Source organism: Spiribacter sp. 2438 (genome assembly GCF_009676705.1).
Classification (GTDB): domain Bacteria; phylum Pseudomonadota; class Gammaproteobacteria; order Nitrococcales; family Nitrococcaceae; genus Spiribacter.
Map to the genome: position 1 here is coordinate 834,948 of NZ_CP046046.1, position 21,058 is coordinate 856,005.

17 protein-coding genes are annotated in these 21,058 nt (G+C 65.5%); 10 read left to right on the forward strand and 7 right to left on the reverse strand.

The window, feature by feature from the left end; all coding sequences use genetic code 11:
* Positions 1–24 precede the first annotated feature (24 nt).
* Positions 25–453 (reverse strand): DUF4332 domain-containing protein, encoded by a 429-nt coding sequence (locus GJ672_RS04240; protein WP_154296029.1) that lies wholly within the window; start codon positions 451–453, stop codon positions 25–27.
* A gap of 31 nt (positions 454–484) precedes the next feature.
* The gene (locus GJ672_RS04245) at positions 485–1,684 is read right to left on the reverse strand and encodes a lytic murein transglycosylase (RefSeq protein WP_154296030.1); all 1,200 of its coding nucleotides are present in this window, start codon (positions 1,682–1,684) and stop codon (positions 485–487) included.
* Positions 1,685–1,764: 80 nt separating this feature from the next.
* On the opposite strand from GJ672_RS04245, the gene GJ672_RS04250 reads away from it, so the two are divergent.
* A complete protein-coding gene (locus GJ672_RS04250; RefSeq protein ID WP_154296031.1) occupies positions 1,765–2,250 on the forward strand; it encodes an FxsA family protein in 486 nt (161 codons plus the stop codon).
* Positions 2,251–2,295: 45 nt separating this feature from the next.
* Complete coding sequence (locus GJ672_RS04255) at positions 2,296–3,201, forward strand: AEC family transporter (protein ID WP_154296032.1); 906 nt, start codon at positions 2,296–2,298, stop codon at positions 3,199–3,201.
* Here the strand turns inward: GJ672_RS04255 and GJ672_RS04260 are convergent.
* From GJ672_RS04260 to GJ672_RS04270, 3 genes are all read right to left on the reverse strand, one after another.
* Positions 3,150–6,275: an efflux RND transporter permease subunit gene (locus tag GJ672_RS04260; protein ID WP_154296033.1), complete on the reverse strand. Its 3,126-nt coding sequence runs from the start codon at positions 6,273–6,275 to the stop codon at positions 3,150–3,152. The two genes, GJ672_RS04255 and GJ672_RS04260, sit on opposite strands and share 52 nt — an antisense overlap.
* Complete coding sequence (locus GJ672_RS04265) at positions 6,268–7,335, reverse strand: efflux RND transporter periplasmic adaptor subunit (protein ID WP_195759554.1); 1,068 nt, start codon at positions 7,333–7,335, stop codon at positions 6,268–6,270. Before GJ672_RS04265 ends, GJ672_RS04260 begins: the two co-directional genes overlap by 8 nt.
* A gap of 121 nt (positions 7,336–7,456) precedes the next feature.
* Positions 7,457–7,852, reverse strand: a complete 396-nt coding sequence (locus tag GJ672_RS04270) for a phasin family protein (RefSeq protein WP_154296035.1) — start codon at positions 7,850–7,852, stop codon at positions 7,457–7,459.
* 184 nt (positions 7,853–8,036) lie between these two features.
* On the opposite strand from GJ672_RS04270, the gene GJ672_RS04275 reads away from it, so the two are divergent.
* Together GJ672_RS04275 and GJ672_RS04280 are read left to right on the forward strand one after the other, a co-directional pair.
* Positions 8,037–10,007: a mechanosensitive ion channel domain-containing protein gene (locus GJ672_RS04275; RefSeq protein WP_195759555.1), complete on the forward strand. Its 1,971-nt coding sequence runs from the start codon at positions 8,037–8,039 to the stop codon at positions 10,005–10,007.
* Positions 10,007–12,004 (forward strand): CocE/NonD family hydrolase, encoded by a 1,998-nt coding sequence (locus GJ672_RS04280; protein ID WP_154296037.1) that lies wholly within the window; start codon positions 10,007–10,009, stop codon positions 12,002–12,004. Before GJ672_RS04275 ends, GJ672_RS04280 begins: the two co-directional genes overlap by 1 nt.
* Here GJ672_RS04280 and tsaA read toward each other — a convergent pair.
* The gene (gene tsaA, locus GJ672_RS04285) at positions 12,001–12,705 is read right to left on the reverse strand and encodes a tRNA (N6-threonylcarbamoyladenosine(37)-N6)-methyltransferase TrmO (protein ID WP_154296038.1); all 705 of its coding nucleotides are present in this window, start codon (positions 12,703–12,705) and stop codon (positions 12,001–12,003) included. The genes GJ672_RS04280 and tsaA overlap by 4 nt on opposite strands.
* A 29-nt stretch (positions 12,706–12,734) precedes the next feature.
* Between tsaA and cysM the strand changes: the two genes are divergently transcribed.
* From cysM to GJ672_RS04305, 4 genes are read left to right on the forward strand one after another with little or no spacing between them, the layout of a single operon-like run.
* On the forward strand, positions 12,735–13,628 hold the full coding sequence (gene cysM / locus GJ672_RS04290; protein WP_154296039.1) for a cysteine synthase CysM: 894 nt from the start codon (positions 12,735–12,737) through the stop codon (positions 13,626–13,628).
* Positions 13,625–14,395, forward strand: coding sequence for a 3'-5' exonuclease (locus GJ672_RS04295; RefSeq protein ID WP_154296040.1), 771 nt, complete (start codon positions 13,625–13,627; stop codon positions 14,393–14,395). The genes cysM and GJ672_RS04295 overlap by 4 nt, the downstream gene beginning before the upstream one ends.
* A gap of 5 nt (positions 14,396–14,400) precedes the next feature.
* A complete protein-coding gene (gene rlmD / locus GJ672_RS04300) occupies positions 14,401–15,744 on the forward strand; it encodes a 23S rRNA (uracil(1939)-C(5))-methyltransferase RlmD (protein ID WP_195759556.1) in 1,344 nt (447 codons plus the stop codon).
* On the forward strand, positions 15,745–16,371 hold the full coding sequence (locus GJ672_RS04305) for an NUDIX domain-containing protein (protein ID WP_154296041.1): 627 nt from the start codon (positions 15,745–15,747) through the stop codon (positions 16,369–16,371). It abuts the gene before it with no gap.
* Here the strand turns inward: GJ672_RS04305 and purB are convergent.
* Complete coding sequence (gene purB / locus GJ672_RS04310; protein WP_154296042.1) at positions 16,304–17,686, reverse strand: adenylosuccinate lyase; 1,383 nt, start codon at positions 17,684–17,686, stop codon at positions 16,304–16,306. The genes GJ672_RS04305 and purB overlap by 68 nt on opposite strands.
* Positions 17,687–17,745: 59 nt before the next feature.
* Between purB and GJ672_RS04315 the strand changes: the two genes are divergently transcribed.
* Together GJ672_RS04315 and uvrC are read left to right on the forward strand one after the other, a co-directional pair.
* Positions 17,746–19,140 carry an aspartate ammonia-lyase gene (locus tag GJ672_RS04315; RefSeq protein WP_154296043.1) on the forward strand — a complete coding sequence of 465 codons (1,395 nt, stop codon included), beginning with the start codon at positions 17,746–17,748 and terminating at the stop codon, positions 19,138–19,140.
* A gap of 64 nt (positions 19,141–19,204) precedes the next feature.
* Positions 19,205–21,025 carry an excinuclease ABC subunit UvrC gene (uvrC, locus tag GJ672_RS04320; RefSeq protein ID WP_154296044.1) on the forward strand — a complete coding sequence of 607 codons (1,821 nt, stop codon included), beginning with the start codon at positions 19,205–19,207 and terminating at the stop codon, positions 21,023–21,025.
* Positions 21,026–21,058 lie beyond the last annotated feature (33 nt).

The following is a 21,058-nucleotide window of genomic DNA, read 5'->3' on the forward strand; positions in this document are numbered from 1 at the left end:
GCGATTACAACCGATGCTCCGGGATTACCCCCTGGCGGCCTCGATCCAGCCTGCCACCTTGGCCTCGGAGACCACGGCGCCGTCCGCTTTGAGTTGCTCAGTCAGCGACGCGGCATCGGCATCGGCCAGTTCCAGCACCGAGGAAATCCCCAGCTTTTCAAGGCGTTTGGCCATGGCCGGCCCAATACCCTTGATGTCCGTCAGGTCGATACCCGCCGCGTCAGACGCGGTGGTCGCGGAGGCCTGAGGGGTTGGCTCGGGCTCGGGTCGGGCAGGGGGGGCGGAGGCAGACTCCGGCTCAGGCTCCGGCGCTGGCTCCGGCTCGGGCGCGGGTTCTGGCTGCCGGGCCGGTGCCTCCGGTGCGGAACCCCTCGAAGCCGAATCGCTGTCCTTCTGGCCGGGTACCCACCAGAAAGCCAGTTCCATCCACCGCCGCATCAGATCATTCCACATGGCTGGTTCTCCCTGTCGCTGTGGTCATCTGTCAAATCTCCCGCGCCTGCTCATCGAGACGTTGTCGGGTCACTTCATCCGGGAATCCGTCCGCCGGGATACCGCGTTGTTGCTGAAAGGCCCGCAGCGCGGATCGCGTCACCGGCCCGATGCGTCCGTCCGGCTCGCCGGCGTCGAAGCCGAGGGCGTTGAGTTGTTCCTGCATGCGCTGGACAGTTTCAATGGCCAGCGGTTCGGTTGCCGGTGGCGGACGGGTCAACTCGCCGGCGCCGGCCAGTCGATCCGCCAGCCGCCCCACCGCCAGAGCATAGAAGCGTGAGGGGTTCCAGCGCATGATGACGTCAAAATTTTCGTAGACGAGAAACGCCGGACCATTAACCCCCGCGGGCAGGAGCAGTTGCGCCTCCAGATCCGCTACGGGCAGGGCAGCGCCATCGGCCCGCTGCAGCCCCGCATCCGCCCAGGCTTCAAGGGGCTGACGCTGCTCCAGCAGGTCGAGGTCGAAGTCAGCGGGCAGCAGGACCTCCCGTCCCCAGCGTTCACCCGCCTGCCAACCACGGGCCTTCAGGAAGTTGGCCGCTGAAACGGCGGCGTCCTCGAAGCTCTCCCAGAGGTCGGCCCGACCATCGCCACTGGCGTCCACCGCATAGTCGCGGTAGACACTGGGCAGGAACTGGAAGTTGCCCAGCGCCCCGGCCCAGGAACCCCGTAACTGATCCGGCTGTACCGTGCCCTGGTCCACCAGCTGCAGCGCCGCGATCAGCTCACCGCGAAAGAAATCCGCCCGCCGTGGATCGCAGGCCAGGGTGGCCAGGGACTGAAGCGTGGAAAGCCGTCCGGTGTACTGGCCATAGTTGGTTTCCAGCCCCCAGAACGCGATCAGATACCGCCCCGGCACCCCGTACTCCCGGGTGATGGCGTCAAGCAGTGGCTGGTGCTCCTCCAGCAGCGCCCGCCCCTGGCGGACGTGGGACTCGGAGACCCGCCGGTCCAGATAGCCGGCGAGAGTGCTGGTGAACTCCGGTTGCTGACGATCGAGCTGAAGCACTCGCGCGCTCGGGGTCAGGTCAGCCAGCAGGGTGCGGGCGGTGACGGGATTCACCTGATGGTCCTGGACCGCCTCGCGCTCAATGGTCTCGACGCAGCCCGTGAAATCGCTCTGAGCCATTCCGACGCTGGCGTGCGCCAGCAGAAGGGCTGCAATGGTTGCCATGGCCCGGCGATCTCTCATGTCGGCCTCCTGGTGCCCCGATCCGGGCCCGACGACAATGTTAGGCTTAACCCTAATTCAATTCACCTGCTGGAGTCACCGTGCCCCTTGCCCTGATTCTTTTCGTCACCGTCCCGCTGGGCGAGATTTTTCTGCTGATTGAAATCGGCTCCATCATCGGCGGCCTGGAAACCATCGCGCTGTGCCTGGGAACCGCTGCGCTGGGGACCTTTTTTCTGCGCCAGCAGGGGCTTCAGACCCTGAACCGGGCGCGACAGAACATGGATCAGCAGAAGTTGCCGGCCCTCGAGCTGCTGGAGGGCGTGGCGCTGTTGCTGGGGGGCGTGCTTTTGCTGACCCCCGGTTTTGTCACGGATTTTCTGGGTTTTCTGTGTCTGCTGCCGCCGACCCGTCGCTGGATGGTCAGTCTGGCGGTGGGTCGGCTGGTCATCCGGCATGGCCCGCCCGGTGGGCCGAGTGGCCCGCATGAATCCGGGCAGGGGCCAGTTTATCGGGACCGGGAAGGCCACCGGGTGATCGAAGGGGAGTTCGAGCGGCGGGACTCACCGGACAAGGACAGGGACTGACCGGGAGACAACCGCCTGATCACCATCCTGCAGATTCTGGCGCCGGTGGTGCTCATCATCGTGCTGGGCCGGGGACTGATCCAGACCGGATTCATCTCCTCGGCGGCCATTGGGGAGCTCAACCGCCTGACTTATTGGGTCGGTCTGCCGGCGCTGCTGATCGAGCGCATCGGCAGTGCCGCGCCCGACTTTGGTAGCGTGCTGGGCATTCTGCTGGTTCTGGTGCTCGCCACCGTCGTCAGTATCGCCGTCGCGGTCCTGGTGGCGGGGCTGTGGGGCATGCCGGGTCGATCCCTCGTGACCTTTGTCCATGGCGCCTTTCGGGGCAACATCACCTTTATCGGCCTGCCGGTGGTGATTTACGCCTTTGCGGGCACTTCCCAGGCGTCCACTTATGAGTCGGCGGCACTGGTGGCGTTCGTGCCGCTGGTGGTGATTTACAACGTAGTGGCGGTGACACTCATGCAGCTGCATGGCCCGACCCGGGTGCTGCAGACCGCTCGACGGGTGCTGATCGGGCTGGCGACCAACCCGATCCTGATCGGGACGGTGGTGGGCCTGGGCGTGGCCCTGTCCGACTTTTCACTGCCCCTGGTGGCCTCGCGGACATTGGGCGCCATCGGCCAGATGGCGTTGCCGCTGGCACTGCTTGGCATCGGCGCCGGGCTTCAGGTCAGCCGCTTGCGGGGTCACCTGCAATGGTCAATGGCAGCAGCGTTTTTAAAGTGCAGCGTGGGGCCGGTGGCGGGTTATGTCATCGGCATGGCACTGGGCCTGGGGTCGGAGGAACTTCGGTTGGCCCTGATCTTTCTCGCCTGTCCCACCGCCGCGGCCGCCTATGTACTGGTCCAGCAAATGGACGGTGATGTACCCCTGATCGCCAGCGTTATCACGCTCAGTCACTTGTTCGCGCTGCCGGCGATGCTACTGGCGTTGTTGCTGACTGCCTGATCCAGCTCCTCCTCGAGGATGGCCGCCGAGGCGGCACGCGGCCGGGCAAAACGTGCCAGCGCCACATAAATGAGCGGCGTCAGGAACAGCGTGAAAAATGCCGCCATTCCCAGGCCGCCAAACACCACCCAGCCAATGGCGGACCGGCTTTCCGCCCCCGCGCCGCCGCTCAGAATCAGCGGCAGACCGCCGAGCACCGTGGCGATGGTGGTCATGGCCACCGGCCGCAGGCGGACCCGGGCCCCGCCCAGGGCCGCGTCACGCACCGACTCGCCCCGATCCCGCAGCTGGTTGGCGAACTCCACCAGCAGAATGCCGTTTTTGGCCATCAGGCCAATGAGCAGGAGCAGTCCGATTTGTGAGTAGATATTGATGGAGGTCCCGGTGAGGGTCAGGGCAAACACCGCGGCGGCCAGGCCAAAGGGCACCGTCGCCATCACCACCAGCGCGCTCATGACGCTCTCGAACTGCGCGGTCAGCACCAGCAGCACGATCACCAGCGCCAGCAGGTAGGTGATGGTCATGTCCCGGCGGGTTTCCTCCAGGGTTTCCGCCTCGCCGGTGGTAAGCAAGCTCACCCCCTGGGGCAGTTCTTCCGCAGCCAGTTGGCGGAGTTCATCCACGGCCCGCTGGAGGGGGTAGTCGTCGCGAATGGACAGTCCGATATTAATAGCGCGGCGCTGGGCCTGACGGTCGAGTTCGGCGGGCACGCCTTCCTCGCGCAGGCTCACAAACGTGGACAGCGGCACCATGGCCCCTTCATCGCTTCGTACCTGGATCAGTTCCAGGTCGGAGGGCCGGGTGAGGGTGTCCCGGCGAGCCTGCAGTCGCAGCGGAATCGACTGATCAGCGATGCTGAGATCGGCGATCTTGAAACCGGCCACCATGGTTTCGATGGCATCGCCCACGCCATCCAGAGAAATCCCCAGCTCCCGGGCGCGCTGGCGATCGATTTCCACCCGCATCTGCGGTTGCGTTGCGGCGTAGCCGATGCGCGGCTGGCTGAGGCCGGGGATCCGGTCCTCGATGGCGGCGGCATAGTTCTGGGCCGCGACATAGATTTCTTCGTAGTCGTCCCCGAGCAGGGCAATCTCCAGACCGCCGCCCACGCCCCGCAGGCCCAGACTGTTGGAACTGCCCACCCGGGCCTGGACACCGGGCAGATCCGCCAGCGCGGCCTGGACTTCGCCCATGATGGTCTGCTGGCTGCGGTCCCGCTGGTCCCAGTCCACCAGCGGCGCGACCACAAAGATTCGGTTGGGATCCCAACGGCCGGCGATTGTGAATACTCGGGCGATTTCGCCATTCTCGACCCAGGGCTCCAGGCGGGACTGAATGCGCCAGGCCTGCTGTTCGCTGTAGCTCAGGCCGGCGCCGTCCGGCCCGGTGGCGGAGATGAAGAGGAGGCTGCGGTCTTCGGAGGGCAGCAGTTCCTGGTCAATCTGCTGGAACAGAAAGCCACCGGCGCCCAGCACCAGCGCCGCCATGGTGGAGGCGGCCACCGGTCGGCGCAGGAGGCCCGTCAGCAGGCGCAGGTACAGGTCGGCCAGGCGTTGGCCGAAGCGTCGCAGCCCGGTGACCAGGGCGCCCGGCGGCTTTTCATGCCGGAGCAGCCACGCGGTCAGCGCCGGCACCAGCGACAGCGCCACAAAGGACGAAATGACCACGGCCACCGCCAGCACCACCCCGAATTCGCGGAACAGTCGCCCGGCGGTGCTGGGAATCATGGAGATGGGGATGAACACCGATGCCAGGACCATGGTGGTGGCTACCACCGCAAAGAACACCTGATGCGTGCCCAGTAAGGCTGCCGCACTGGCTCCCAGGCCCTGGCGCCGACGACGCTGGATGTTTTCCAGCACGACGATGGCGTCATCCACCACCAGCCCGGTGGCAAGCACCAGGGCAAGCAGCGTAATCAGGTTGATGGAAAACCCCAGTACCCAGATGGCAGCCACGGTGCCGATCAGGGCCAGCGGAATGGTGATGGCGGGAATGAGCGTGGCGCGCCCGGACCCGGTGAACAGCCAGATGGCAGCAATCACGATGGACCCCGCGGCGGCCAGCGTGATCAGCACCTCCTGAATCGCGCTGCGAATGAAGCGCGCATCGTCCGAGGTCTTGACCAGTTCAAGGTCCGTGAAGCGCGGGTTGAGTTCCGCCAGCACCCGGTCCACCCCGGCACTGATTTCCAGGGTGTTGGACTGGGCCTGACGGATGATGCCCATGCCGAGGATGGCCTCGCCGTTAAGCTCCACTTTGCTGCGGGCATTGGCCGGTGCGAATACCGCATGGGCGATATCACCCAGACGCAGTCCCGGGCGGATTTCCAGGGCTTCGATGCGGGCCGGGGTATCGAGCACGGCTTCGGTGCGCACGCGAAGCTCCAGGTCGGTGGCCCGCAGGCTGCCCGCCGGCACGTCCAGATCGGCATCACGCAGCGGGTCGATGACGTCCCGGGTGTCCAGTCCATGAGCGGCCAGGCGCAGCGGGTCCAGCACCACCCGCAGCTCTCGCTCCCGATCACCGAAGACCGAGACATCCGCCACCCCCGGGATGGCATTCAGCGCGGGCACCACGTCGTTATTGATGCGCCGGGTCAGATCTTCCAGCCCCAGTTCGGTGGTGAGCGCAGCGACCCGTACCACCGGCCTGGAGTCCTGATCGGCCTTGATGATGCTGACCCGATCCACGCCCTCGGGCAGTGACCGCTCGACACGACCCACGGCCTCCCGGACGTCGGCCGCGGCGGTGTCGAGGTCGCTGTCCGGGTCGAACTCCACCACGATCCGGGTGCTGCTTTCTTCGCTGGAGGCCGAAATTGAGCGCACGCCGGCCACCCGGGCCACGGCCCCTTCCAGGGGACGGGTGACTTCGGCGTCCATGGTTTCCGGGGCCGCGCCGGGGAAGGCCGCGGTGACCGTGATGCGGGGGCGGTCGACGTCGGGGAGCTCCCGGACTTCAACTCCCAGAAGCGCCGCCACGCCGGCGATGGCGATCAACAGATTGATCACCGCTACCAGAATCGGCCGGCGAATGCCCAGCGCGGGCAGGCCGCGGGGGGCGTCAGCCATCGGCCTGAGTGTCCCTCATGGCTTCGAGGGCGGGGTAGTTATCCAGGGTGGCGGAATCAATCACGCGCACCGCCCGGCCCGGTCGCATGCGCTGAACCCCTTCGCTGACGATGTCATCGCCCTCATCTAACGGCCCGTCCACCAGCACATGGGCACCGTTGCGGCTGATCAGGTCAAGGCGGACCCGCTCGGCCTGGTCGTCGCGGATCCGCCAGGCATAGGCGCCATCGTCGCCCCAGAGGAGGGCGGTTTCCGGGATTCGCCAGTGGCTGTCGCCCGGCAGGTCCAGGGATACCCGAAAGCGCATGCCCGGCCGAAACCGGTCTTCGGCGTTGTCCAGCAGCGCCTCGGCTCTCACCGTGCCGTCGCTGGCGCTCACTCGACTGTCGATGCGGGTGAGGCGTGCGGAGGGCTGTGACCCCGGCTGTGCCCAGGCGGCGACCGTGATCTCCTCGCCGATCTGCAGTCCGCCATAATGGCGCTCGGCCACCGAGAAACGGATCCGCAACTGTTCCCGGTTGTCCAGTGTGGTGACCACCGTGTCTTCGGTAATGCGCTGACCCGGCTCGATGTCACTGAGGCCGGTGAAGCCAGCAAAGGGCGCCCGCAGGGTGCGATCGTCAAGGCGGATTTCCGCGTCCCGGAGCTCAAGCTCGGCGAGCTCCACTTCACGCCGGGCTTCGTCCAGGGTGATTTCCGAGAAGGCGCCGGTGCCGTCTGCCCGGCGGTAGCGGGCCAGCAGTTGGCGGGCATCCGCCAGGCGCGTGCCAGCCAGGCCCACCGCCACCTGCTCGGAACGGTCATCCAGGCGCAACAGGACATCGCCGGCTTCCACCCGCCGATCGGCCTCGATGAGTACCTCGGTGACGATGCCGCTGCTCTCGGCCTGAAGTTCTACCGAGCGCAGAGCCCGCGATTGGCCCACAGCCTGAATGGTTTGCGCATGACGGGCGGATTCCACCGGGGTCACCACCACCGGGGCCTCCATTTGGGCGTTGACCGGTGAGAAGGCAAGCCAGCAGACCGCTGCAAGCAGGAGGGAATAACGGCGGGTTTTCATTGCCTTGATGATACATCGTTCACCCGTCCCGCGAGCAGATGGGGGGGCGGACATAAAAAAACCGCCAGCCCAAGGCCGGCGGTCTGGATCATCCGAACCGCGGTCCGGATCCGGTGGCGGGTTACTTGCTCTTGGAGCCGCCCTGCGTACCGGTGGTGGCCTGGGTCGCCGTCTCGGAGGCCGTCTTGACGTTGGACTCGACCAGCTTGCGGGCCTCGTTCACGAAATCCTGATTCATGGCGACGACCTTTTCCGCGTCGGTCTTGACCCGCTCGCTGAGATCCTTGGCCACTTTCTGCTGCTTTTCGGCGTACTGCTGCAGCGCCTTGGTGTCCTTGACCTCCAGCGCGGCACGCGCCTGCTGCATGCCGATCTCGCTGTAGGTGCGGGCGGCTTCCATCTGCGCGTCGATCAGCTTTTCCGCATAGTCCATGGCCAGCTTGGCGTAATCACGGGTCGGCGCCATGAAAAGCTTCTCGGCCTGCTCGTTGTACTTGTCAAAGGTATCGTTGCTCATTGCACTGTCCTCATCGTCTCTTTGCTAAGGTCCAAGGCCGCTCTTGACCTTGTTGCAGCGCAATATATCAACGGGTTTGGTGCGTTGCAACAATTTTTCCCCGGGCCGCGAATCGGATCTTTTTCAGGGCGGGTTGTGGCCGATGATATGCTCGCCGGCAACTCATGAGCGTTACGGAAAGGCCATGCTGGAGCAACAGGGCAATGCAACCGTGGGATGGATAACTCAGCTTCGCGAGAACCTGATGGCATGGCTCAACGCCCTGCTGACGGATATTCAGGGGATTGATGAGCTCATCGCCTCCATCCAGCCACAGGCGGCGGTGGTGGTGCTTCAGCTGGTGGCGGTGTTCGGCATTCTAGTGGCGGTGCATCTGGTCACGGGCCGGCTGGCCCGCCGATGGGCCCGGGCGGGCGGACGACGAGTGGCCAGTCTGCCGGCCCGGCTCCAGCCTTTCCGCACGCTGTTGGCCATGGCGTTGCTTCTGATCCTCAATGCCGCAGCGCTGGCGGTTGCGCTGGGCGCGGGTTACCTGGTTGTAGTGGGGCTGTTCCTTGATGATCCAGTGGGCGCGAGGCTCGCGGAAGCAATTCTGCTGGCGTTCGCGGCTACGGGCGCAGGGCGCTTGCTGTTGGATGTCTTTCTCACCGACACCATGGCTGATGCGCGACTGTTGCCGGTGGATGAGCCGACGGCATCTGTGTGGCGTACCCGTCTTGTCCGCCTGGTGGGGTTCGGTGCCTACGGCCTGTTCCTAATCGCGGGGGGTGTCGCGATCTGGATGGAGGGCGTGGCCCGCCTGCTGGCCTTAATCGTGGTGCTGGGCCTGCTGGCTGGTATCCTGCGGGCGCTTCGGGATGCCCGCGAGCCCGTGGCGGCATGGCTCAGGCGTCTGGCCGCCGGGCGGCGCCAGGGCGTTGTAGGCCCGGTCCTTTCCGCCGTCGCACCGATCTGGCACTGGATCGCCGGCGGGTATGCGCTGGCGGTGGTCCTGGTGGGCCTCAGCGGCTCCACCCCGGCGCTGGTGTTCGTCGGCACCGCCACGCTGTGGAGCGTGGTGACCCTGCTGCTGGCCGGGTATGCGGGTTTCTGGAGCCGCATCCTGCTGCGGGAACGCCCGCCCATCCCGGCGGGTTTTGTTGAGCGCCACCCCATGCTGGGCCAGCGGCTGCGGCTCTGGTTGCCGCGGGTATTGCTGGTGGTTCATGGGTTGATCGCCGCGGTGGCGTTTGGGTTGCTGCTGCATATCTGGAACCTGGTGGACATGGGCAGCTGGCTGGCGGGGCCCACGGGTGCCGCCGTGGTGGGTGCCGTGGCCGGCGTGCTGGTCATTCTGCTGATTGCGCTGGTGGCCTGGCTGGCGGCGGTTAGCTGGATTGAGTATCGGCTGAGTCCGGACACCGGTGAGGGGGAACCGGGAGCCCGGGAGAAAACCCTGCTGGCGCTGTTCCGCAACGCCCTGGCGATTGCCATTGTGACCATTGCCGGCATGGTGGCGCTGGCGGAGATCGGGATTAACATCGGCCCCCTCATTGCCGGTGCCGGTGTGATTGGTCTGGCCATTGGTTTCGGCGCTCAGAAACTGGTTCAGGACATCATTACCGGGGTCTTCATCCAGCTGGAGGACGCCATTCATACCGATGACTTCATCACCGCCGGCGGCATCAGTGGAACCGTCGAGCGGCTCAGCATCCGATCCCTGGGTCTGCGCGATCTTTCCGGAACGCTGCACGTGGTGCCTTTCTCCTCGGTGGACACCGTGTCGAATTTCACCCGGGATTTCGGTGTCCATCTGGGGCAGTACGGTGTCGCCTACCGGGAAAACATTGGTGACGTGATTGAACACCTCCACAAGGCTTACGCGCGGCTCTGCGAGGACGAGGTGATCGGCCCCGAAGTGACGGGTCCGCTGGAAGTGGATGGCGTCACCTCCCTCGGGGACAGTTCGGTGAACATCCGGGTGCGGGTGCGGACCACCGCCGGCATGCAGTGGGCGGTGGGTCGAGCCATGAACCGCACCGTCAAGGAAGTCTTTGACGAGGCCGGGATCGAAATTCCCTTCCCCCATACGACGCTCTACTTCGGGGAGGACAAAAAGGGGAGTGCGCCGCCGGCCCGTCTGGCCATACGCAACGAATCCAGCGAGGAGGGTTGATGTCCGTCCGTGTTCACGAGGATGTCCGCATCCCCATGGCCGATGGCGTGTCGCTTTCGGCCCGGATCTGGCTGCCGGAGAATGTCTCGGAGTCACCGGTTCCGGCCATTCTCGAATACATTCCGTATCGAAAGCGGGATTTCACCCGCGCCCGCGACGAGACCCTGCATCGGTCGTACGCGGAGCACGGCTATGCCGGTGTGCGGGTGGACCTGCGAGGCAGTGGTGAATCCGAAGGGATTCTGACCGATGAGTACTGCCAGCAGGAGCTGGATGACGGCTATGCGGTGGTCCAGTGGCTGGCAGAGCAGGACTGGTGCAGTGGCCAGGTGGGCATGATCGGTATCTCCTGGGGTGGCTTCAATGGCCTGCAGATTGCGGCCATGCGGCCACCGGCGCTCAAGGCGGTGGTGACGGTCTGCTCCACGGATGACCGTTATTCCGACGACGTGCACTACATGGGTGGATGCCTGTTGGGGGACAACCTGTCCTGGGCGTCGGTGATGTTCGCCTACAACAGCCTGCCGCCGGATCCGGATTTGCGCGGCGAGGACTGGCGAGCCCTCTGGCACGAGCGGCTCGAGGCCAATGATCCCTGGCTGATTCGCTGGCTGGAGCACCAGTCCCGGGACGACTACTGGCGCCACGGCTCCATCTGCGAGGACTACGACGCCGTTCAATGCCCGGTAATGGCGGTGAGTGGCTGGGCGGACGGCTACACCGACGCGGTGTTCCGATTAATGGAAAGACTCTCCGTGCCGCGTCAGGGCTTGGTGGGGCCCTGGAGCCACAAATACCCCCATCAGGGCGTGCCGGGACCGGCCATTGATTTTCAGGGCGAAACGCTGCGTTGGTGGGATCGCTGGCTTAAAACGCAGGACAACGACGTCATGGACGAGCCCATGCTGCGGGCGTGGGTGCAGGAGGCGGCGGAGCCGGCCACCCGTTATCACCATCGGCCCGGGCGCTGGGTCGGCGAAAAGCATTGGCCATCGCCGAAGATTGAAACCCGGACCCTTTATATCGCCAACGGCGGCGCGCTGGAGCACCAGCCGCCGGAGCAGACCGAGCGGGCCTATACCCTGCAATCACCCCTGAGTCTGGGCCTGTTTGCCGGCAAGTGGTGCAGCTATTCCACCGGTCCGGACCTGCCCTATGACCAGCGGGAGGAGGACGGCGGTGCGTTGGTCTTTGAGACCGACGCTCTGGAAGAGCCGCTGGAGTTGCTCGGGGCGCCGACCTTGACGCTGCGGTGTCGGGTCAACCGCCCGGTGGCCCAGGTGGCGGCACGCATATCCGACGTGGCCGTGGATGGCAAAGCCACCCGCGTGACCTACGGGGTGTTCAACCTCAACCACCGGCAGGGTCACCACGCCCCGGAGCGCATCGAGCCCGGCGAAGAAATCACCGTGGAGGTCCCGCTGAATCATTTCGGTCACCGATTCACCACCGGACATCGCCTGCGCCTGTCCCTGTCGACTTCCTACTGGCCCTTGATCTGGCCCTCCCCGGAGCCGGTGTGCATGGACGTACTGGCCGGAGGCACTTCCCTCGATCTGCCGGTTCGGGACGCGTCCATGGACGCCCCGGTGGTCTCGTTCGACCGCCCGGACTTCCCCGACCCCACGGTCAAGACTCGGGAGCAGGAGGCCGAGCACCGCTGGATTGTGCACCGTGACCTGGAGACCAGCGCCTCGGTGCTGCAAGTGACCAAGGATGAGGGCACCTACCGGATCGAGGACGTGGATCTGGAAATCGGCGATGCCACCCGGGAGTACTACCGGTCGGTGGGGGAGGACTTCGGCAGCATCGAGGGCGAGGTGATTGCCTGGCGCCAGTTGGCCCGGGACGACTGGTCCATCGAGACCCGTACCCGAACCCTGCTTCAGGCGGACACCGAGGCGTTCCATGTCTATGCGGAGCTGGATGCCTGGGAAGCCGGCCACCGGGTATTTTCGCGGAACTGGCACCGGCGCATTCCGCGGGGTTGTCTCTAGTCGCCTTCGCCAGCGGGCTGGATGGCCTCAATGGTGGCGGTGTCATCATGGACCCGCCACTTCACCTCGTGGCCGGCGATTCGCATGCCATAAGTCCGGTGAACGGCGGTGTCCCCGCCGGTCTGATAGGCGGGCCGGGGGTCCGCGGCAATGGTTTCTTCCACCAGCTGTTGCTGGCGTGGCGCCAGGGTTTCGGCCTGGGTGCGAGCCGGCTGGCTCCACACTACAGTGAGCGGCGGGGGGACGGTCTCGAAGCCGGCGGGTGGTGTGGCATCCGGCCGAGCCTCAATGGCGGGCAAGTAGGGTTTGAGGTCGTAAACCGGTGTGCCGTCCAGCAGATCCAGCCCCGCCACGGCGAGGCCCCGGCCCGCCGGCGTCAGCAGGCCGGTCAGGGTGAGGAGCGACAGGCCGAGGCCGTTGGGGCGATAGGGCGAGCGGGTCGCAAATACTCCGTAGCGGCGATTGCCGCCGAGGCGTGGGGGACGCACCGTGGGACGCCAGTTCCCCGGCTCGGTGGCATGAAAGCCAAAGATCACCCAGACATGGCTGCAGTTTTCCAGCCCCCGGAGCGCGTCGGGGTCATCGTAGGGCGGCGTCATCACGATCTCGCCCCGCGACGCCGGCACCAGGCCGGGCTGGCGCGGGATGCCGAAGCGATCAGTGAAGTCGCTTCGCACCGTCGCAATGGCGCTCATCTGCATGTCAAAAACATATCATTTACACTGCCCCCATGAGTTATCCAACCGTTGATCAGTGCGTCGGAAACACCCCGCTGGTCAGGCTTCAGCGCCTGGCGGACACCGGCTCGAACACGGTTTTGCTGAAGCTGGAGGGCGATAACCCGGCCGGCTCGGTGAAGGACCGTCCCGCCATGAACATGATCGCCCAGGCGGAGGCCCGGGGTGAGATTCAGCCGGGTGACCGGCTCATCGAGGCCACCAGCGGCAATACCGGCATCGCCCTGGCCATGGCCGCGGCGGTGAAGGGCTATCGCATGCGCCTGATCATGCCCGCCAACATGACCACAGAACGCCGGGCGTCCATGCGGGCCTATGGTGCCGAGCTGGTGCTGGTGAGCAAGGAAGAGGGCATGGAAGGCGCCCGGGATCTGGCGATGAAAATGCAGGCCAACGGCGAGGGCCGGGTCCTTGATCAATTTTCCAATCCGGACAACTGGGGCGCCCACTACGCCGGCACCGGCCCCGAAGTCTGGCGTGACACCCGGGGAACGGTGACCCACTTCGTCAGCTCCATGGGTACCACAGGCACCAGCATGGGGGTGTCGCGGTATCTGCGCGAGCAGAATCCGGCCATTCAGATTATCGGAGCCCAGCCCCGGGAGGGCGCCAGCATACCCGGCATCCGCAAATGGCCCGAGGCCTATCTGCCGGCCATCTACGAGCCGGATCGCATCGACCGGATCGTCGAGGTGGGCCAGGAAGAGGCCGAGGAGATGACCCGGCAGCTGGCGGCGAAGGAGGGCATCCTGGCCGGCATATCCAGCGGAGGGACGCTCTGGGCCGCCCTGGAGATCTGCCGCCAGGTCGAAAACGCCACCATCGTCAGCATCGTCTGTGACCGGGGGGACCGCTATCTCTCCAGCGGCGTGTTCCCCGACGAATGAACATTTTCGCCTTCGACATCGAGACGGTTCCGGACACGGCCGGGGGCCGTCGGCTGCACGGGCTCGAGGGGTTGGATGACCGATCCGCCGCGGAGGCAATGCTGGCCATGCGTCGAGAGGAAACCGGCAGCGATTTCCTGCGGTTGCCGCTGCATCGGGTGGTGGTGATTTCTGTGGCGGCCCGTATCGGTGATCGCTTTACGGTGTTCTCCCTGGGAGAGGGGGGCGATGACGAGGCCGCCCTGATTCAGCGTTTCTACGAGGGCATCGAGCGCTACGTCCCCAAGCTGGTGAGCTGGAATGGCAGCGGCTTTGATCTGCCGGTGCTTCACTATCGGGCGCTCATCCATGGCATCAGCGCGCCGCGCTACTGGGAGCAGGGCGAGGAAGATCGCGGCTTTCGGTTCAATAACTATCTGAACCGGTTTCATGAACGGCACACCGATCTGATGGATGTCCTCGCCGGCTATTCAGGCCGCGCGGTGGCGCCGCTGGACCAGGTGGCCACCCTTTGTGGTCTCCCCGGGAAACTCGGCATGAGCGGCGCGGATGTCCGCGCCCGCATCGAAGCCGGTGAGTTTTCGGCGGTTCGCGACTATTGTGAGCACGACGTGCTCAACACTTATCTGTTGTGGCTGCGCTTCGAGCTGATGCGCGGCGCCCTGGACAGCGAGGGCTACGACAACGAATGCCAGCGGGTGCACGAGGCGCTGGTGGACGCGCAGCGCCCCCACCTGGATGAATTCCTGCAGGCCTGGACCGGCTGAGGCTCATGGGAGGACGACGGGGACGGCGCTTGCCGGCGGAGCCGGTGGAAGTCGAGGTTGAACGGCTCAGCCACGAGGGTCGGGGAATCGGCCACCGGGACGGGCGCACCGTTTTCGTCCAGGGGGCGTTGCCGGGTGAAACCGTCTCGGCGCAGATTCGGCGGCGGCGTCGCCGGCAGGAAGAAGGCCAGGCGGTGGCGGTGGACAATCCGGCGCCGGATCGCGTGTCGCCGCCCTGTCCCCACGTCGGCGTTTGTGGCGGCTGCAGCCTGCAGCACATGGACCCCGTCGCTCAGATTGCCCACAAGCAAGCCACCCTGGCCGATCTGCTGAGCCACACCGGCGGGGTCTCGCCGGCGGAGTGGTTGCCGCCGGTCACCGGCCCCACCTGGGGCTATCGGCGGCGTGCCCGGTTGGGCGTCAAGTACGTGCCTCGCAAGGGCGATCGGGTCCTGGTGGGGTTTCGGGAGCGGTTCAGTCCCTTTGTTGCAGACATCGACAGTTGTCACGTGCTGGACCCGCGGGTTGCCCGGCACCTACCGGAACTGGCGTCACTGATTCGAGGGCTGAGCATCCCGGACCGGATCGCCCAGATTGAGGTGGCGGCGGGTGATGAGGCAGTGGGGCTGGTTTTCCGCAACCTGCGCCCGCTCACCGATGAGGATCAGCGGCAGTTGGTCGCCTTCGGCGCCGCCCATGGGCTGCTCATTTTTCAACAGCCCGGCAACGAATCCACTGTCGAGCCGGTGGGCCATGAGGCCACCCGCCTTCATTACGCCCTGCCGGACTTTGATCTGGAGTTTGCCTTCGCCCCCACGGACTTCACCCAGGTAAACGCGGCGATCAATCGCCAGATGGTGCCGCTGGCGCTGGATCTGCTGTCGGTGGAGCCGGGAATGCGGGTGCTGGACCTTTTCTGCGGCCTGGGCAATTTCACGCTGCCCATCGCCCGGCGGGCGGGAGAAGTCATCGGCCTGGAGGGCGATGAGCCGCTAGTGGAACGGGGTCGGGAGAACGCTCGCCATAACGGCATTGGCAATGTCCGCTTCGAGGCGGCGGACCTGACCCGGATGAGTCCGGATGCGACCTGGCTGGGCGGGCCGGTGGATCGGGTGCTGTTGGATCCACCGCGATCCGGGGCGCTGGAAGTTTTGCCGGCGATTGCTGGGCTGGCGCCGGGGCGGATCGTTTACGTCTCCTGTGGGCCGGCAACGCTGGCGCGGGATGCCGGCGAGCTGGTTCATCAGCATGGCTACCGGCTGACCTGCGCCGGCATCATGGACATGTTTCCCCACACCGGCCATGCCGAGGCCATTGCCCTGTTTGAACGCCATCCGGGAGGGCGCTGAATGGACTATCAGGTCATTAATCGAGAGACGGTTTACGACGGCTTTTTCCGCATGAGCCGCTTCACGGTCCGGCACGGCCTGTTCGCCGGCGGGATGAGCGAGCCCATGGTGCGTGAGCGCTTCGAGCGGGGTGATGCGGTGGGCGTGCTGCCCTATGACCCCTGGGAGGACCGGGTGGTTCTGGTGGAGCAGTTCCGGGTAGGTGCCCTGGACACGGGCATGGGCCCCTGGGTGCTGGAGACGGTGGCGGGTATTGTCGAGCCTGGCGAGTCCATGGAGGCGGTGGCCCATCGGGAATCCCGGGAGGAGGCGGACTGCACCCTGGGGGAGCTGATCCCCATTGCCCATTACCTGGTCAGCCCGGGAGGGACCTCACAGACCGTTCATCTGTATTGCGCCCCCGTGGACAGCCGCTCGCTGCGGCGGGATGGGCATGGGCACGCGGAAGAGGGCGAGGACATCCGTCTGCACATCCTCGACGCCGACGAGGCCATCGGCATGCTGAGTGCCGGAGCCCTTGAGGCGGCGATGCCGATCATTGCCCTGCAGTGGTTCGCCCTCAATCGCGACTGGCTGAAAGATCGCTGGCAAGACGAGCCGCGAGACCCGTATATCCCGCCGGTGTAAGCGCCCGCAGCTCCGCGCGAACCTCGGCGGGCAGCTCCAAGTCATCCACAAAGGCCTGCAGGCCCGCCTGGTCCACCCGTTTGCCCCGGGTCAGGGCCTTGAGCCGCTCATAGGGCTCATCGATGCCATGGCGGCGCATCACCGTCTGAATGGCTTCCGCCAGCACTTCCCAGTTGTCATTCAGGTCTTCCTTAAGGCGTCCCGGGTCCACGGCCAGCTTGTTGAGGCCGCGCAGGGCCGCCTGGTATCCGATGACGCTGTGAGCCAGTCCGACGCCGATGTTGCGGAGCACCGTGGAGTCAGTCAGATCCCGCTGCCAGCGGGACACCGGCAGCTTGCGGGCCAGATGGTCGAGGACCGCGTTGGCCATGCCGAAGTTGCCCTCGGCGTTTTCGAAGTCAATGGGGTTGACCTTGTGGGGCATGGTGGACGATCCCACTTCCCCCGCCACGGTGTGTTGCCGAAAGTAGCCGAAGGCAATGTATCCCCACAGATCCCGAACCAGGTCGATGCCCACCGTGTTGAGTCGCGCCAGGCTGTCAAACAGTTCGGCAATGCCGTCGTGGGGTTCGATCTGGGTGGTATAGGGGTTCCAGTCTAGCCCGAGGTTCTCGATGTAACGTTTTGAAAAAGCGATCCAATCAACTTCGGGATACGCGGTGACATGGGCGTTGAAATTGCCCACCGCGCCGTTGATCTTGCCGAGGATCGGCGTCCGCGCCAGCTGTGCGCGCTGGCGCTTCAGGCGCGCGGCGACGTTGGCAAATTCCTTGCCGAGGGTCGTCGGGGAGGCGGGTTGGCCGTGGGTGCGGGCCAGCATGGGCTGGGCCGCATGCTCCCGTGCCAGATCGGTCAGCGCGTCGATGATGGCGTCGATGGCGGGCAGCAGGACGTCGTCCCGGGCGCTGCGAAGCATCAGGGCATAGGCGAGGTTGTTGATGTCCTCGGAGGTGCAGGCAAAGTGGACAAACTCACTGATTGCCGCGAGCTCCTCGTGTTCGGCCATCTGCTCCTTGATGTAATATTCCACCGCCTTGACGTCGTGATTGGTCACCGATTCGATGGCCTTGACGCGCCGAGCGGCGGTTTCGTCGAATCCCGTGGCTATGGCGGTCAGCCCGCGGGCGGCGCCGTCGCTGAGTGATGGAACCTCGGGAATGGCCGGATCGGCAGCCAGGGCCTTGAGCCACTCCACCTCAACCAGGATGCGGTGGCCGATGAGACCATACTCGCTGACCAGTGGACGCAGTGACTCGGTCTTGCCACCGTAGCGGCCGTCGATGGGCGAGATGGCGGTCAGGGGGTTGAGCTCCATGGTCTCCGATCCGTTGCAAAGCCAGAGGCCAGAAGTTTACTAGAACCGGGGAGAAGATGATGAGTGAACAGGGATTCCGCATCGAAAAAGACAGCATGGGCGAGCTCCAGGTGCCCGCGCAGGCGCTCTATGCCGCCCAGACCCAGCGTGCCGTGGACAACTTCACCATCAGTGGTCTGGCCATGCCGCGGCGTTTCATTCAGGCCCTGGGGCTGGTGAAGGCCGCCACGGCCGAAGCCAACCGCGATCTGGGTGACCTGGACGACGCGGTGGCCGGTGCCATCGTGACCGCCGCTGAGGCGGTGGCCCGGGGTGATCACGATGCCGACTTCCCGGTGGACGTCTTTCAGACCGGCTCCGGGACCAGCAGCAACATGAACGCCAACGAGGTCATTGGTCATCTGGCCTCTCGAGCGCTGGGGTCCACCGTGCATCCCAACGATCACGTCAACATGTCCCAGAGCAGCAACGACGTGATTCCCACGGCCATTCACGTGTCGGCAGCGGTGGCCTGTGCCGAAGACCTGCTGCCGGCCCTTGAGCACCTGGCGGTGACCCTCGAGGCGCGGGCCCAGGAGCTGGAGCGCATCACCAAGACCGGCCGAACCCATCTGATGGATGCCATGCCGGTGACCCTGGGGCAGGAGGTCGGCGGCTGGGCGCAGCAGATCAGGCTGGGGCAGGATCGGGTTCGGGCGGCCCTGGAACGGGTCCATGCCTTGGCACAGGGCGGCACTGCCGTCGGCACGGGCATTAACGCTAGGGATGGGTTCGGGGATGCGGTGGCGAAGGCGCTCTCGGCGCGCACCGGGCTGCCGTTCCGCAGCAGCGAGAATCGTTTTGAAAGCCTGAGCAGTCAGGACGCGGCGGTGGAGTTGTCCGGGCAGCTCAAAGTGGTGGCGGTCAGCCTTATGAAGATCAGCAATGATCTGCGCTGGATGAACTCCGGGCCGCTGGCCGGCCTTGGCGAAATCGCCCTGCCGGCGCTGCAGCCGGGGAGTAGCATCATGCCCGGCAAGGTCAATCCGGTGATCCCCGAGGCGGTGGCTCAGGTATCGGCGCAGGTGATCGGCAATGACTCCACCATTACTGTCGCCGGGCAGTCCGGCAGTTTTCAGCTGAACGTGATGTTGCCGGTGATCGCCCACAACCTGCTGCAGAGCATCGAGCTGCTGGCGAACGGGTCCCGGGCGCTGGCAGACCGGGCCGTGGCGGGCTTTACGGTGAACCAGGCCCGCCTCGAGGAAGCGCTGGGCAAAAATCCGATTCTGGTGACCGCGCTCAACACGGTTATCGGCTACGAACTCGGGGCCAGCATCGCCAAACGGGCCTATGCCGAGGGGCGCCCCCTGATGGAGTTGGCCCGGGAAGTGACCGATCTCTCCGATGAGGAGCTGGAGCGGCTGCTGGATCCAGCGGCCCTCACGGCCGGGGGTATTCCCGGCAGCGACTGATCGTTGCATGGCGGGCCCTCACCGGAAAGGCCTGAGGGTCCGCTCTCTAAGCTAGAATGGGGACATGACTGACACTGCCCCCTTCGATCCCCGCCAGGCCATCAAGACACTGCCCACCAGCCCGGGTGTCTATCGCATGTTCGATGACCGCGGGCAGGTGATCTACGTGGGCAAGGCCCGCAATCTCAAGCGCCGGGTGGGCAGCTATTTTCAGCGCACGGTTCACAACAGCCGCACCCAGGCCCTGGTGGTCCAGGTAGCCGATCTGCAGGTCACGGTGACCCACACAGAAGCCGAGGCGCTGATCCTCGAGAACAACCTCATCAAGGAGCACCGGCCGCGCTACAACGTGCTTCTGAGGGACGACAAAAGCTATCCATACATCCACCTCACCACCCATCAGCAGTTTCCCCGGTTGTCCTTTCACCGGGGTCAGCGCCGGGACGCCGGACGCTACTTCGGCCCCTTTCCCTCATCCGGGGCGGTGCGCGAGACACTGAACCATCTGCAGAAGGTGTTTCCGGTCCGGCAGTGCCGGGACAGCTTTTTCCAGCACCGCTCCCGCCCGTGTCTTCAGTATCAGATCGGTCGCTGCACGGCGCCCTGTGTGGGCTATATCAGCGAATCGGACTACGCCCGGGATGTCCGGCATGTGGAGATGTTTCTCTCGGGGCAGAGCAACGAGGTGATTGACGAACTGGTTGGGCGCATGGAGACGGCGGCCTCCGATCTCGAGTTCGAGAAGGCGGCCCGTCTGCGTGACCGCATCGCCAGCCTGCGCCGGATCCAGGAGCGTCAGTACGTTTCCGGCGCCAAAGGCGATGTGGATGTCATCGCCTGCCGGCTTCGCGAGCAGCTGGCCTGTGTTCAGGTGTTCGTCATCCGCGATGGCCGCAACCTCGGCAACCAGACCTACTTTCCCAAGGCGCCGCCGGACACCGCGCCGGAGGAGATTCTGTACGGCTTTGTGGCCCGGCATTACCTGGGGCGGGAGACCCCGGGGGAACTGCTGGTGAGCCACGAGCTGCCGGATGTGGAAGTGCTTGAAGAGGCGCTGACGGCGGATGCGGGTCACCGGGTGCGGATCACATCACGCCTGCGGGGTGAGCGCCGTCGCTGGCTGAACATGGCCGAGCGCAATGCGGAACACGCCCTGAGCGCCCGGCTGACCACTGAAGCCACCACCGAACGGCGCTTCGAGGATCTGCAGCAGGCGTTGTCTCTGGACCAGATGCCCGAGCGCATTGAGTGCTTCGACATCAGCCACACCCGGGGCGAAGCCACCATGGCCTCGTGTGTGGTGATGGGCCGGGAGGGACCGATCAAGGAGGATTATCGCCGCTTCAACATCGACGGCGTGACGGCCGGGGATGATTACGCCGCCATGCGTCAGGCCTTGGAGCGTCGTTACCGGCGCTTGCGGGAGGGAGAAGGGGAGTTGCCGGATCTGCTGCTGATCGATGGCGGTCGGGGGCAGCTTACCCAGGCGGAGTCGGTACTGGAGGACCTCCAGGTTACCGGTGTAACCATCGTGGGCATTGCCAAGGGGCCACGGCGGCGTCCGGGCGAGGAAGTCCTGATGATGGCCGGGCAGCCCGGGGAGTTCCGATTGCCGCCGGAATCGCCGGCGCTGCACCTGCTGCAACATGCCCGGGACGAGGCGCACCGTTTTGCGATCACCGGCCACCGAAGCCGCCGGGGTAAGTCCCGCACCACCTCCAGCCTCGAGGAAATCCCCGGCCTCGGGCCCAAACGGCGCCAGGCTCTGATGAAGCAGTTTGGTGGTCTCAAGGGACTGAAACGCGCCGGGGTGGAGGACCTGGCCCGCGTTCAGGGCATCAGCACGGCGCTGGCGGAGCGGATCCACGCCTATCTGAACGGGTAGGTGGGCGGCGCTGGAGACCCGCGGCCAGCATGA

What these genes read in the sequence shown, in the direction of transcription:
- uvrC (WP_154296044.1), top strand. Translation starts at nt 19,205, where the DNA reads ATGACTGACACTGCCCCCTTCGATCCCCGCCAGGCCATCAAGACACTG.
- GJ672_RS04265 (WP_195759554.1), bottom strand. Translation starts at nt 7,335, where the DNA reads ATGAAAACCCGCCGTTATTCCCTCCTGCTTGCAGCGGTCTGCTGGCTT.
- GJ672_RS04305 (WP_154296041.1), top strand. Translation starts at nt 15,745, where the DNA reads ATGGACTATCAGGTCATTAATCGAGAGACGGTTTACGACGGCTTTTTC.
- rlmD (WP_195759556.1), top strand. Translation starts at nt 14,401, where the DNA reads ATGGGAGGACGACGGGGACGGCGCTTGCCGGCGGAGCCGGTGGAAGTC.
- purB (WP_154296042.1), bottom strand. Translation starts at nt 17,686, where the DNA reads ATGGAGCTCAACCCCCTGACCGCCATCTCGCCCATCGACGGCCGCTAC.
- GJ672_RS04260 (WP_154296033.1), bottom strand. Translation starts at nt 6,275, where the DNA reads ATGGCTGACGCCCCCCGCGGCCTGCCCGCGCTGGGCATTCGCCGGCCG.
- GJ672_RS04240 (WP_154296029.1), bottom strand. Translation starts at nt 453, where the DNA reads ATGTGGAATGATCTGATGCGGCGGTGGATGGAACTGGCTTTCTGGTGG.
- GJ672_RS04245 (WP_154296030.1), bottom strand. Translation starts at nt 1,684, where the DNA reads ATGAGAGATCGCCGGGCCATGGCAACCATTGCAGCCCTTCTGCTGGCG.
- tsaA (WP_154296038.1), bottom strand. Translation starts at nt 12,705, where the DNA reads ATGCAGATGAGCGCCATTGCGACGGTGCGAAGCGACTTCACTGATCGC.
- GJ672_RS04280 (WP_154296037.1), top strand. Translation starts at nt 10,007, where the DNA reads ATGTCCGTCCGTGTTCACGAGGATGTCCGCATCCCCATGGCCGATGGC.
- GJ672_RS04295 (WP_154296040.1), top strand. Translation starts at nt 13,625, where the DNA reads ATGAACATTTTCGCCTTCGACATCGAGACGGTTCCGGACACGGCCGGG.
- cysM (WP_154296039.1), top strand. Translation starts at nt 12,735, where the DNA reads ATGAGTTATCCAACCGTTGATCAGTGCGTCGGAAACACCCCGCTGGTC.
- GJ672_RS04315 (WP_154296043.1), top strand. Translation starts at nt 17,746, where the DNA reads ATGAGTGAACAGGGATTCCGCATCGAAAAAGACAGCATGGGCGAGCTC.
- GJ672_RS04270 (WP_154296035.1), bottom strand. Translation starts at nt 7,852, where the DNA reads ATGAGCAACGATACCTTTGACAAGTACAACGAGCAGGCCGAGAAGCTT.
- GJ672_RS04275 (WP_195759555.1), top strand. Translation starts at nt 8,037, where the DNA reads ATGCTGGAGCAACAGGGCAATGCAACCGTGGGATGGATAACTCAGCTT.